This window comes from Arthrobacter sp. Y3224198 (genome assembly GCF_059090025.1).
The window spans coordinates 29593-42219 of sequence record NZ_JBNHFG010000010.1; the positions used below are offsets into that span (position 1 = coordinate 29593).

Here is a 12627-nt window from a genome sequence, read left to right on the forward strand (position 1 = left end):
CGGCCCGCCTTTTCCGCGCAGTATTGCTGCGCCTAATTGTCATGCCCATAAACAATTCTTTAAGGAATGCCCGTGAATCGCACGCAAAAACTTCTTTCCCTGTCCCTTGTTCCATTCCTTGCCTTTGCGGCCGGCTGCGGCGGCCAGGCTGCCGGAAGCGACGAAGAGACCGTACGCATCGGTGTGGTTGGTGCCAGTGACCCGTATTGGACCACCTACGCGGATGCAGCAGAGGACGCCGGCATCGACGTGGAAATTGTGGACTTCGCCGAGTACACCCAGCCCAATCCGGCACTGACCGAAGGCGAGTTGGACCTGAACCAGTTCCAGCACCTGGTCTACCTCGCCCGTTACAACGTCTCCAGCGGCGAGGACCTGGTGCCGGTGGGCTCCACGGCCATCTACCCGCTCGGGCTGTATTCGACCCAGTACGACTCGGTGGCGGACATTCCGGACGGGGCAACCGTGGCCGTGCCCAATGACGAAAGCAACCTCGCACGCGGTCTCCTGGTGCTGCAGTCGGCCGGACTGCTGAGCCTGAAGGACGGGGGTGGTCCCTTCGCCACCCTGGACGATATTGACGAGTCCGGGTCGCGGGTCAAGGTGACTACCCTGGAGGCCTCGCTGACGCCCACCTCCCTGCCGGACGTGGCGGCGGCCATCATCAACAATGACTTTGTGGAGGATGCCGGGCTGAAAGCGGCGGACGCCATCGCGCAGGACGACCCATCCGATCCCCGGGCAATTCCCTACGTCAACGTGTTCGCCGCCAGGGCAGGTGAACAGGACAACGAGACCTACCGCCGCCTGGTGGAGATTTACCAGGACACTCCCGCCGTGCATGACGGCGTGCAGAAGGCCTCCGGCAATACCGCCCGGCTGCTCAAGGTACCTGCGGAGGACCTGGTGGCCTCACTCAAGGACGTCGAAGCCGACGTCCGTGCACTGGGCTAGGCCATGCCGCTGATTTCGCTGCACAACGTCACCAAGTCCTATGCGCCCGCCCGGAAGGGGGAGCCGCCGCTTACTGCGCTCTCGGACATCAGCCTGGACATCGAGGCCGGTGAGATCTTCGGCATCATCGGGTACTCGGGCGCCGGCAAGAGCACACTCGTCCGGCTGATTAACGGCCTGGAAGCCTGCACCGCCGGAGAGATCACCGTGGACGGCAGGACCGTCTCCGGGGTGCCCGAGCGACGGCTGCGGGAGCTGCGCCGGGACATCGGCATGGTCTTCCAGCAGTTCAACCTGTTCAACGCCAAGACGGTCAGGAGCAACGTGGCGTATCCGCTGCGGGTCGCCGGGTACAGCCGCAGCGCAATCAGCGCCCGGGTGGATGAACTGCTGGAGTTCGTGGGCCTGGCCGGCAAGGCGGACAACTATCCCGAACAGCTGTCCGGCGGGCAAAAGCAGCGTGTGGGCATTGCCCGGGCCCTTGCAGCCTCACCAAAGATCCTGCTCGCGGACGAGGCGACCTCCGCATTGGACCCGGAAACCACACGGGAGGTACTGGCCCTGCTCCGCCGGGTCAACCGGGAACTGGGCATCACCATCGTGGTGATCACGCACGAGATGGATGTGATTTGGAAGCTCGCGGACCGGGTGGCGGTCATGGACAGCGGGCGGATTGTGGAACAGGGGCCGGTCTTCGACGTCTTTTCGGCACCGCGGCAGGAGTCCTCGCGTCGGTTCGTGTCCACGGTGGTGCGCGGTGTGCCGTCCGGAGAGGAACTGGACGCCCTGCGCAGCCGGCATGAAGGCCGCCTGGCCACGTTCTCCTTCCGGGACGGCGACACCTCCCAAGATGCCCTCTTTCTGGAGCTGGCCCGCGCGGGGGTGGGCTTCGAGTTGGTGTACGGCGGGATCAACGACGTCGGCGGGCGCACCTTCGGCCATCTCACCCTGGCGCTCAAGGGCCCGGACGACGCAATCGATACCGCACTTGCCGCCGTCGGCGGCCTCAAAGCAACGGAGCCGGCACACCATGGATGACCTTATTCCGCTCTCGCCGCAACTGTGGAAAGCGGCGTACGAAACCCTCTACATTGTCGGCTTCAGCCTGTTCTTCGGCGGGCTGGGCGGCCTCGTGCTGGGCCTGGGCCTGTACACCACGCGTACCGGGAACATCCTGGCCAACCGACCCGTCTTCGGGACGCTGAATTTCCTCGTCAACGTGTTCCGGCCGATCCCGTTCATCATCTTCCTGGCCGCGGCGCAGCCGCTGGCGCGGCAGGTGACGGGCACGGGTATCGGCAACAGTGCCATCATTTTCACCCTCTCGCTTGCCGCGGCCTTTGGGATCAGCCGGATTGTGGAACAGAACCTGCTCACGGTCCAGCCCGGGGTGCTGGAGGCTGCACGGTCTGTGGGTGCCGGCCGGCTGCGGATCATCGGCACCATCCTCATTCCGGAAGCACTGGGGCCGCTGATCCTGGGGTACACGTACATTTTTGTGGCACTGGTGGACATGTCGGCGGTCGCCGGGTACGTCGGCGGGGGAGGCCTGGGCAACTTCGCCATCCAATACGGCTACCGTCAGTTCAACCCGGTGGTTACCTGGGCTGCGGTGGCGGTGATCATTGTGCTGGTGCAGCTGGCGCAGTTATTGGGCAACCGTGCCGCCAGGTCCGTCCTGCGTCGCTAGCCTTGCCGTTTGCCCGCCAGCTCCGCCACTGCGGTCGAGAGGGCGCCCCAGGCGCGGGGGCCCACATGGCCTTCACCATCCAGCACGGTCAGCCGGCTGGACGGCCAGCGGCTGTGCAGTGTCTCGGCCGTCGCCACCGGGCTGCCCATGTCTTTCCGCCCGTGGATCAGATGCGCAGGTATCCCGTCCAGCTCCCTGACGCGGGCGAGGATTGCTTTACCGCCGGGCAGGAAACCGTCATGCGCCCAGTAGTGCGTCACCAGCAGGGCAAAGGACATCAACTCCCCAGCATCGAGGCGGTTACGGGCGTGCGTGCCAGGTTCCAGGCCGGCGACGGCGGCTTCCCACCGGCCCCATGCCCGGGCCGCCGCACGTGCGTCCGCCCGGTCCGCCCCCGCCAGCCGCCGGGCATAGGCGGTGACAACACGTTCTCCCGGCAATGCGCGGGCCTCACCGGTGAATTCCGCCAGTGCCCCTGGGCAGAATCGCCCGACGCCGCCGGTGATCCAGTCAACCTCGTCGCGGCTGGTGGTGGTCACTGCCGCCAGGGCAAGTCCGGCCACCCGGTCCGGATGGGCCAGGGCGTAGGCCAGGGCCAGCGTGCTGCCCCAGGAAATTCCGCTGACTATCCAGCGGGAGATCCCCAGTTCGCTCCGGAGGGCATCAATGTCGGAAATCAGCTGCTGCGTGGTGTTCAGGTGCAGGTGCGCCAGGTCGTTTTGAGCCGCCGGGGTGCTGCGTCCGCACCCGCGTTGGTCCAGGCCGATGATGCGGAACCGGGCCGGGTCATACAGGGAACGGTAACCGCCGGAACCCAGGGAGCTGCCCGGTCCGCCATGCAGGTACAGGACGGGAACACCGTCGGGGTTGCCGGTTGCTTCCCAGTAGATCCGGGCCCGCGGCACGTCGACGTAGCCGCTGGTGTGAGCTGTATTCCCCATCCGCAGTAGGGTACGGCAGTTCAGCGCCGCAGGCGGCGGCGGAGGGCACCGACCGAGTGTGCCGCCGTCGCCAGCCGTGAACCGGAGTAGGGGATTCCGCCGCGCAGCCGCCACCCCAGCGCCAGCCAGACGCAGGCCGCACGTTCGGCCACCCAGACGGGTGCCCACAGCGCCACCGCCGGGCCGAACACCCGCGTGCCGCCGTGCCGGCGCCTGCCGTATTCGGCGACTGCGGCCGCGGCTCCGGCGATGAGCGGCAGCCGGACGGGGCGGCGCAGGGACCACAGCAGCACCGGCAGGAGCGCCAGTTCGGCTGCCAGCCGCAGCGGCTGCGCGAAATCGTCATAGGCCTGGCGGACCCGCTGCCGGAAGAAATGGGCGGTGGTGCAGGGGAGCCGGGCCACGAAGAGGTCATTGGCCTTCAGCTCAGTCCCGCCTGCCGCGCGCACCGTCCTCAGCAGTTCGAGGTTCTCGAAGAGGACGTCGCCGCTGTAGCCGCCCGAGCGTCGAAGCACCTCGGTCCGCACCGCCAGGGTCCCCGGGTAGTCGGTGCCGAGGGCCCGGTTCACCAGGGTCCGGGCGGTGTCCCACTTCGCATGCCACGGCAGCGGAGCGGGGAAGTAGTTCTGCGGGCGCACGACGTCGGCGCCGTCCAACAGTGCGAGGATCCGGGCTAATCCGTCCGGGGTGTAGCGGACGTCGTCGTCGGCAATGATGAGGCGCCCGGCCTGCGTCAGGTCCAGCGCTGTGAGGACCCCGCCCACTTTGCCGTTGCGGCATTCCGGGTGCTTGGGGCGGCAGTGCCGGACCGGCGGGGGAAAGACACGCGAGTGTGCAGCGAAGAGTTCCTCCGCGGAGCCGTCCACCACCAGTACCGGCAGATGGCCGGACAGCATCGCCAGGTAGTCACACAGCTCGTCGAGGCCGAGGTCCGTTGACCACTTCAACGGCAGAATGTATTCGGTGTCCGGCTTGGGGCGGGATGCCATGGCAGAGAAGATAGCCGGAGGACGAGGTGGTAAGCAACCTTAGTAAACACGTAGAGTGGAGCGGGCAGACCCGACGCCGCCAGGAGGACCATGCTATTCATCATCGGATTCAAGACCGTTGTCCGTGAGCTGTTTTCGCGGCCCGCCACCTGCCAGTACTGCGGAGCCTACGCGCCGCAGAACGTGCAGGAACGCGCCAACCGGCTCACCCTGTTCTTCATTCCGGTGCTGACTACCAGCCGCCGCTATGCCTTTACCTGCTCAAACTGCGGGCAGGGTACAGGGATCAGCCGCACACAGAAAACGGCGCTCGAACGGGCGTAGGACACTGCAGGACTACATGGCGGGACTCTCCCGAAGGGGCCGTTGTCCCCGGCGCGCCGGAAAAGTCAATAGAATGAACTTAGTACAACAGCTGCCGGCCCTGTTCTGGCCGCACCACAGACTTCCGGAATGCCGCCGTACGGCTGCCGTTCCACCCTGCAATCCGATCCCCAACGAAAGAAACCTCATCCGTGAATAGAACACCTGCCGTCCTTAAAGCCCCCCGGGAACTCGCCAAGGGAACCATGCGCGTTATGAACCTGGGCGGTCTCGGCGAAATCGGCAGGAACATGACCGTTTTCGAATTCGACGGCAAGCTCCTGATTGTTGACTGCGGCGTGCTTTTCCCCGAGGAAGAACACCCGGGCGTCAACCTGATCCTGCCCGATTTCACCGCCATCCGTGACCGCCTGCAGGACGTGGTGGCCGTTGTGCTGACCCACGGCCACGAAGACCACATCGGCGGCGTGCCGTACCTGCTGCGCGAGCGTTCGGACATCCCCATCGTGGGCTCCAAACTGACCCTGGCCTTCATCGAAGCCAAGCTCAAGGAGCACCGGATCAAGCCCAAGCTGATCCAGGTGAAGGAAGGCGACCGCCGCACCATCGGCGGTTTCGACCTGGAATTCCTGGCCGTGAACCACTCCATCCCCGACGGCCTGGCCATCGCCATCCGCACCGCCGCCGGCATGGCCCTGCACACGGGCGACTTCAAGATGGACCAGTTCCCGCTGGACCGCCGCATCACCGACCTCACCGGTTTCGCCCGGCTCGGCGTGGAAGGCGTGGATCTCTTCCTCACCGACTCCACCAACGCCGAGGTTCCCGGCTTTATGGCTTCGGAAAAGGAACTGGCCCCGGCCATCGACACGGTGTTCCGCACCGCGCCGCGCCGCATCATCGTTTCCAGCTTCGCCAGCCACATCCACCGCATCCAGCAGGTCATCGACGCGGCATCGCGCTACAACCGCAAGGTCTCCTTCGTGGGCCGGTCGATGATCCGCAACATGACCATCGCCGAGGAACTGGGCTACCTGAACATCCCCAAGGGCATCCTGGTGGACTTCAAGGCGCTGCAGCGCACCGATGACCACAAGGTGGTACTGATCTGCACCGGATCGCAGGGCGAGCCGATGGCCGCGCTGTCCCGGATGGCCAACAAGGACCACCAGATCCGCATCCACGAGGGCGACACCGTGCTGATGGCCAGCTCGCTGATCCCGGGTAACGAGAACGCCATCTACGGCATCATCAACAACCTGACCAAGATCGGCGCCAACGTGGTACACAAGGGCAACGCCAAGGTGCACGTCTCCGGGCACGCCAGCGCCGGCGAACTCGCCTACTGCTACAACATCGTCAAGCCGCGCAACGTGATGCCGGTGCACGGCGAATGGCGCCACCTCAAGGCCAACGGAGCCATCGCAGAGGCGACCGGCATGGATCCCCGTGACGTCGTCATCGCCGAGAACGGCATGACCGTTGACCTGCGCCGCGGCCGGGCCACGATCTCCGGCAAGCACCAGGTGGACCTCGTGTTCGTGGACGGCGACAGCGTCGGCCACACCACCGAGGAAACCCTGAAGGAGCGCATGCAGCTGGCCGAAGAGGGCGCCGTCACGGTGCTGGCCCTGGTCGACGCCGATACCGGCACCATCGCCGAGCCGGCCGAATTCTTCACCAAGGGCTTCACCGTCAAGTCCGAGGACCTGAAGAAGGCCGAAGAAGCCGTGGAGAAGGCCGTGGCCAACGCGGCCTCCGGCAGCCGCCGCGGCCCCAAGGGCGAGGATCTCGAAGATGTCATCGAGCGCGCCGTGGCCAACTGGATGCGCCGGTTCTACAACCGGACGCCCGCCATCACCGCCATCGTCGTGGACGCCTAACCACTCCGACGGCCCCGTGCTCCGGCCCGCAGCGCTGCGCTGCGGGCCGGTGCCGCTTAACCGGGGAGTGACGCAGCCCTGCCGTGTGATTTTGTTCTCGGTCCGTCTCCGCAGACGGTACCGGCGGGGCGGCCGCAGCAGCCCCGGAAGTCAGTGCAAAAACCGCGCCGTTGCGCGGAATCCCCGGGAAACGGCACCCGATGCACATGTCGGCTCTTATACCGGCCGCCGCACGGGCGGTCAAGGAAGCCTCTCAGGAACAGCCGATAAATTGGCCGGATGCGTCCCCCCACATCCACTTTCCTGGAACGACTGAGTCTGCCCGGCAAACTCGTTGCCTTCTTCGTGGTCAGCCTGCTTGCCGGCGTGCTGGCCGCAGCCAGCCTCATTCCGGTGGCCGCCGTCGCCGCCACCGGCAGCGACATGGGAGTGGAGGTGCTCGACCAGCTCCCGGATGAGCTGGAAACCGGCCCGCTGGACGAGGGGTCGAAGATCTACAGTGCCGACGGGGTACTGCTGGCCACGTTCTACGCGGAGAACCGGGTACCGGTCAGCCTGGATCAAATCTCCCCGAACATGCAGGACGCCATCGTGGCCATCGAGGACGCCCGCTTCTTTGAGCACAACGGCATCGACTTCAAAGGCGTGGCCCGAGCCTTCGCGTCCAACGCCGGCGGCAGCGACACCCAGGGCGCCTCCACCCTGACAATGCAATACGTCAACAACGTCCTCATCACCAATGCGATTGCCGAGGGCAAGGGCGGCAGCGACCTGACGCTCAGCGGCACCAAGGACATGGGCGACAAGCTGCGCGAAGCCAAGCTGGCCGTCGCCGTCGAGCACCAGTACTCCAAGGAAGAGATCCTGGAGGGGTACCTCAACATAGTGCTCTTCAGCGGGCAGACCTACGGCGTGGAGGCAGCGGCCCGGAGCTTCTTCGGCATCTCCGCCGCCGAGCTGAACCCGGCGCAGTCCGCCATGCTGGCCGGCATGGTGCAGTCGCCCAGCGTCTACAATCCCTTCACCAACCCCGAAGGGACCCAGGCCCGCCGTGACACGGTGCTGGGCGCCATGTTGAAGAACGGCAAGATCACCCAGGCGGAGTATGACGAAGCGGTGGCCACCGGCCTGAACCTGAACCCGCAGACCATCTCTTCGGGGTGCACCGGGGCGGAGACCGCCCAGTACTTCTGCAGTTACGTGGAGCAGGCCATCCTGCAGTCCGATGCCTTCGGCGCCGATGTGAAGGAACGCTCCCGGCTGCTGGCCCGCGGCGGGCTGACCATCCGGACTACCCTGGATTCCCGGCTGCAGGCGGAAGCCCAAAAGCAGATCGAGGCCCAGGTGCCCGTGGGTGATGCCTCGGGAGCCGGCTCCGCGCTGGTTTCCGTGGAACCCGGGACCGGCAGGATCCTGGCGATGGCACAGAACACCGAGTACACCCCCGAACCGGGGAAGGGCAGGACGCAGCTGAACTTCAACGTGGATGCGGATATGGGCGGCACGCCCTACGGCTTCCAGCCCGGTTCCACCATGAAGCCCTTCACTACGGCCGCGTGGCTGGAGTCCGGCCGCGGACTCAATGACACCATCGACGCCACCCGCACGTCCTATCCGGCCGGGTTCAAGTGGAAGGCGAGCTGTCTGGGCGGCAACGCCGAGTTCGACGAATGGAAATTCAAGAACGCCTCCGAGGGCTACGAACGTTCCATGACCGTCGGCCAGGGGCTGACCTGGTCCGTGAACACCGCCACCGTGGCCGAAGCGGCGCAGCTGGACCTGTGCGACATCCGGGACATTGCCACCGATATGGGCGTGCACCGCGCCGTGGACGGGGAACCGCTGGAAGTCACCAGCCCTTCCTTCGTCCTGGGCGGCCAGGAGGTTTCTCCGCTGACCATGGCCTCGGCCTACGCTACCTTCGCCTCGGGCGGGGAATACTGCAAGCCGACGGCTCTCACCGAGGTCACCGACCGGCAGGGCAGGGCGTATGACATCCCGGAGCAGGAGTGCCGGCAGGCCGTTTCCGCTGATGTCGCCGCAGCCGTGACGTCTCCGCTGCAGAACCTGGTGAACAGTTCACCTGGCAGCATCGCCCCCATCGGCGTGCCCGCGGCGGCCAAGACCGGCACCACCGACCAGTCCGAGCAGACCTGGACCGTCGGTTACACCACCGGCATTGCCACTGCGTCCTGGGTAGGCAACTGGAACTCCTACACGTCACTGAACAACCTGGAGATCAACGGGGTTTCCCGCTCCTACGTGGACGGTTCCGCGCTGGCCGGTGCGCAGTGGACCGGGTACATGCGTGCGGTGGCCGGACTGTACGACGGCGGGGCGTTCCCTGCCGTGCCCCGCAGCATGCTGTAGTTCCGGCCGGTCCCTAGATGCTGCAGGTGCCCGTGTAGGGGTCGCACAGCGACTGGCCGGTGGGGACTGCGAAAACGCCGTCCCCGCCGGAAACCAGCCGGAGGGCGCCCAGCTCTTCGAGCGAGGTGAGCACGTTCAGGGTCTGAACGCCGCCGAGGTCAAACTCTTCCGCGACGTCCTGCGGCTGGACCCGCCCGTAACGGCGCACATAGTCGAAGACTTTCTGCTGCCGCTCGTCGATGCCGGTCCGCTGGTTGCCGATCTGTTCCAAAGCCATGGGGGTCCTTCACTTTCGTGGTTGCTTCCACCTCCTACAGCGCCGGCCGGGGTGCAGTAATTCCCTGCGGAGGCCGGTGGGCGGTAAGGGTGCTGATGATGGCAGACTGGTACCTGACTGATGGACTACGGGGAGGGCACTTTTCTTGATAACGACGCCGGACTGGGTACAGCACGCCATTTGGTGGCACGTCTATCCGTTGGGGTTCACCGGAGCCGAACGGGAGGCTGTGCCGGCCGTCCCGGCGGCACAGGACCAGGGTCCCGTCCGGCACCGTTTGCCGCACCTTGCCAACTGGCTGGACTACGTGGTGGAGATGGGTGCCTCCGGGCTGGCCCTGGGTCCGGTGTTCGCCTCCGAAACGCACGGCTATGACACCACCGACTACTACCGGATCGATCCGCGGCTGGGCGACGACGCCGACTTCGATGAGCTGATCCGCCAGGCGCATGCCCGGGGCATCCGCGTGCTGCTGGACGGCGTGTTCAACCACACTGCCCGCTCCTTTGCCCCCTTCCGAAGGGTGCTGGAACAGGGGCCGGATGCCCCGGAGGCCGGCTGGTTCCATCTCACCTGGCCGGAGGGTGCCGCTCCCGGAACGGAGCCGGAGTACCGGGACTTTGAAGGCCACAGCCACCTGGTGGCGCTGAACCACGGGGAGCCGGAGGTGGCAGCCTTCGTCGCCGGCGTGATGAAGCACTGGCTTCGCCGGGGTGCCGACGGCTGGCGGCTGGACGCTGCCTACGCCGTCCCGTCGTCGTTCTGGGCCGGCGTGCTGGCCGATGTCCGCAGCGAATTTCCGGACGCGTACTTTGTGGGGGAGTACATCCACGGCGACTATCCGGCCGAAGTGCGGAACGGAACGCTGGACTCCGTGACCCAGTACGAGCTCTGGAAGGCGGTGTGGAGCTCGCTCTCCGAAGGCAACTTCTACGAACTCAGCTGGACCCTCGAACGCCACAATGAGTTCCTGGATACTTTTGTCCCCTTCACCTTCGTGGGGAACCACGACGTAACCCGCATTGCCAGCCGCCTGGCAGCGTCGGGCCGGCTGCCGCACGCGGTGGTGCTGCTGCTGACCCTGCCGGGGACCCCGGCCATCTACTACGGCGACGAGCAGGGCTACCGGGGCATCAAGGAAGACCGCGCCGGGGGAGACGATGACATCCGTCCGCTGTTTCCCGAGGCGCCGGACAGGCTTTCTGCGGCGGGGCAGCCGCTGTACCTGCTGCACCGGGAACTGATCGGGCTGCGCCGCCGCCACGCATGGGTGCATTCCGCCCGCACACGCGTGCATGTGCTGGCCAATGAGCAGCTGGTCTACGAAGTGCACCAGGACGCCCACTCGCTGGTTGTCGCCCTGAACCTGGCGGACACGGCGGCCACGGTGGAGGTTCCGGCCGCTGTCCGGGATGTCCTGGCCGGTGAGGGCGGACTGGACGTTCCCGGACAGCGGCTGGCGCTGCCGGCCCTGGGCTGGGCGGTGCTGGGCTAGACCGCCGGAGCTTTGCCTGTGCCGGATCAGTACAGCTTGATGGAGCCGCCGTCGGCCATCAGTGTCTGACCGGTAACGTACTGTGCCTGCTCGCTGGCCAGGAACACCACCACCGGGGCGATGTCCGTTTCCGGATCACCCAGCCGGCCCAGCGGTACGCCGTCCACTACTTCCTGGTATGCGTCCGGGTAGGCCTTGCTCCACTGCACGATTCCCGGAGTCAGTGCCACGGGGGAGACCACGTTGACCCGGATGCCGTCGGCTGCCCACTCATTGGCGGCGGTGCGGGAAATGGCGCGGATGGCCTCCTTGGCCGCTGCATAGGCAACCTGGTTCGGCAGGCCCTTCATACCGGCGCCGGAAGCGAAATTCACAATGCTGCCGCGCGTCTTCTTCAGCTCCGGGTAGGCGGCGCGCATCAGGTGGAACGTAGCCATGGTCCCGGTGTTAAAGGACAGGTCCCAGATTTCCGGAGTGGTCTCCATGATCGGTGCCTGCTTGGAGGCGTGGGCGTTGTTGACCAGGATGTCCAGGGCGCCGAAGCGTGCCACTGTTTCGGCCACAATCGCTGCAGCATTCTCCGGCTTGGAAATGTCCTTGGCGATGAAAATCGCTTCCCCCGGGCCCGTCAGGCCGGCCAGCAGTTCCTCTCCCTGGGCCTGGTCAATATCCACCACGGCAACATTGGCGCCCTCGGACAGGAACCGGCGAACGATGCCCTGGCCGATACCTCCTGCACCGCCGGTGATGATCGCGGTCTTGTTCTGAAGCAACATGCTTTTCCTTCCGTAAGCCCGGGCGGTAGCCCGGTCAGTTATTGAGGGTGCGCCCGACGCCGCGGATGAAGTTGGCGACGAAGAAATCCAGCGAGCGGCGCGAGGCCGGGTAGCTGATCCCCTGGTCCTGGAAGCCGGCGGCACGGGGATTGCGGGCCACCGTTTCGGCATCCCAGCGTGGGGGTGCCTCCGGCTCGGAAAGCTCCGGTCCGGTGTGGGCGGCGATGGTGATGGTGGCTGTGCCGATCACGGCCGCCGAGACTCCCAGCAGGCAGTCAAAGCACTGCTCCCGGCTGAATCCGGCCGCTTCCAGCGTGGCCAGCAGGAGTTCGACCTCGTCGGGGCTGGCTGCATTCACCAGCCGGCGCGGCGTGAGGACGATGCTCAACAGCCAGGGGTGGGCGGTAAAGACGTTCCACTGGGCGTCGGCCATATGCATGAGCATCTGCTGCCAGGTGTGTTTTCCCGGCGGCAGCAGGGCGTAGTCCCCGGACACAGTTTCGGCCATCAGCAGCAGCAGTGCCTGCCGGTCGGCCACATGGCGGTACAGGGCCATGGCTGATACATCCAGCTCGCGGGCCACCCGCCGCATGGAAACGGCGTCGAGCCCTTCGGCGTCGGCAATGTGCACGGCTGCTGCGGCAATCGGGCCGGGTCTCAGCGGCTGATGGGGCATTAGACGGTTCCTTGGGACCAGGCCGGCAGGGCCGGGCGGTGAGTGGATGTTTACAGTGTATACCCAGCGGTTGGGCCCCGGCGGGACGTCGCTCCGAGGCGTGCGGGCATAGGCATTCCGTAAGGGTTTGTCCGGGAGCCGTGAGGAAAACATAAGGATGGTCATCCGGGCTCCGCGGCGGGCATCTAATCGAAGGCGGCACACAACGTGCCCGTGCCGCCGACCGGCGGCACGCCGATCCAGCCTGGGGGC

At 66.2% G+C, this 12627-nt stretch carries 12 protein-coding genes; 7 read left to right on the forward strand and 5 right to left on the reverse strand.

From position 1 onward, the window contains the following. Nucleotides 1–66: 66 nt before the first annotated feature. Genes AC5RUF_RS07615 through AC5RUF_RS07625 form a run of 3 tightly spaced genes read left to right on the forward strand, consistent with a single transcriptional unit; the run spans nucleotide 67 to nucleotide 2644 of the window. A complete protein-coding gene (locus AC5RUF_RS07615; RefSeq protein WP_494130177.1) occupies nucleotides 67–954 on the forward strand; it encodes a MetQ/NlpA family ABC transporter substrate-binding protein in 888 nt (295 codons plus the stop codon). A gap of 3 nt (nucleotides 955–957) precedes the next feature. Then, on the forward strand, nucleotides 958–1992 hold the full coding sequence (locus AC5RUF_RS07620) for a methionine ABC transporter ATP-binding protein (protein WP_494130178.1): 1035 nt from the start codon (nucleotides 958–960) through the stop codon (nucleotides 1990–1992). Beyond that, nucleotides 1985–2644, forward strand: a complete 660-nt coding sequence (locus tag AC5RUF_RS07625) for a methionine ABC transporter permease (RefSeq protein WP_493997233.1) — start codon at nucleotides 1985–1987, stop codon at nucleotides 2642–2644. The genes AC5RUF_RS07620 and AC5RUF_RS07625 overlap by 8 nt, the downstream gene beginning before the upstream one ends. Here the strand turns inward: AC5RUF_RS07625 and AC5RUF_RS07630 are convergent. Both AC5RUF_RS07630 and AC5RUF_RS07635 read right to left on the reverse strand, forming a co-directional pair. Beyond that, nucleotides 2641–3585 carry an alpha/beta fold hydrolase gene (locus AC5RUF_RS07630; protein WP_494130179.1) on the reverse strand — a complete coding sequence of 315 codons (945 nt, stop codon included), beginning with the start codon at nucleotides 3583–3585 and terminating at the stop codon, nucleotides 2641–2643. The two genes, AC5RUF_RS07625 and AC5RUF_RS07630, sit on opposite strands and share 4 nt — an antisense overlap. 20 nt (nucleotides 3586–3605) lie before the next feature. Further along, nucleotides 3606–4574: a glycosyltransferase family 2 protein gene (locus AC5RUF_RS07635; protein ID WP_494130180.1), complete on the reverse strand. Its 969-nt coding sequence runs from the start codon at nucleotides 4572–4574 to the stop codon at nucleotides 3606–3608. 90 nt (nucleotides 4575–4664) lie between these two features. Between AC5RUF_RS07635 and AC5RUF_RS07640 the strand changes: the two genes are divergently transcribed. From AC5RUF_RS07640 to AC5RUF_RS07650, 3 genes are all read left to right on the forward strand, one after another. After that, nucleotides 4665–4898: a zinc-ribbon domain-containing protein gene (locus tag AC5RUF_RS07640; RefSeq protein WP_493998227.1), complete on the forward strand. Its 234-nt coding sequence runs from the start codon at nucleotides 4665–4667 to the stop codon at nucleotides 4896–4898. 245 nt (nucleotides 4899–5143) lie between these two features. Next, entirely contained in the window at nucleotides 5144–6781 is a 1638-nt protein-coding gene (locus AC5RUF_RS07645; protein ID WP_493998229.1) for a ribonuclease J, read from the forward strand. Nucleotides 6782–7060: 279 nt separating this feature from the next. Continuing rightward, entirely contained in the window at nucleotides 7061–9151 is a 2091-nt protein-coding gene (locus AC5RUF_RS07650) for a transglycosylase domain-containing protein (protein WP_494130181.1), read from the forward strand. A 13-nt stretch (nucleotides 9152–9164) separates the two neighbouring features. Here the strand turns inward: AC5RUF_RS07650 and AC5RUF_RS07655 are convergent, their stop codons facing one another. Next, nucleotides 9165–9428 (reverse strand): hypothetical protein, encoded by a 264-nt coding sequence (locus tag AC5RUF_RS07655; RefSeq protein WP_493996542.1) that lies wholly within the window; start codon nucleotides 9426–9428, stop codon nucleotides 9165–9167. A 145-nt stretch (nucleotides 9429–9573) separates the two neighbouring features. Between AC5RUF_RS07655 and AC5RUF_RS07660 the strand changes: the two genes are divergently transcribed. Then, nucleotides 9574–10923: an alpha-amylase family glycosyl hydrolase gene (locus tag AC5RUF_RS07660; protein ID WP_494130182.1), complete on the forward strand. Its 1350-nt coding sequence runs from the start codon at nucleotides 9574–9576 to the stop codon at nucleotides 10921–10923. 26 nt (nucleotides 10924–10949) lie between these two features. On the opposite strand, the gene AC5RUF_RS07665 is transcribed toward AC5RUF_RS07660, so the two are convergent. Further along, nucleotides 10950–11699, reverse strand: a complete 750-nt coding sequence (locus AC5RUF_RS07665; RefSeq protein ID WP_493996544.1) for an SDR family NAD(P)-dependent oxidoreductase — start codon at nucleotides 11697–11699, stop codon at nucleotides 10950–10952. Nucleotides 11700–11733: 34 nt separating this feature from the next. Next, entirely contained in the window at nucleotides 11734–12375 is a 642-nt protein-coding gene (locus AC5RUF_RS07670; RefSeq protein WP_493996545.1) for a TetR/AcrR family transcriptional regulator, read from the reverse strand. Nucleotides 12376–12627: the final 252 nt, after the last annotated feature.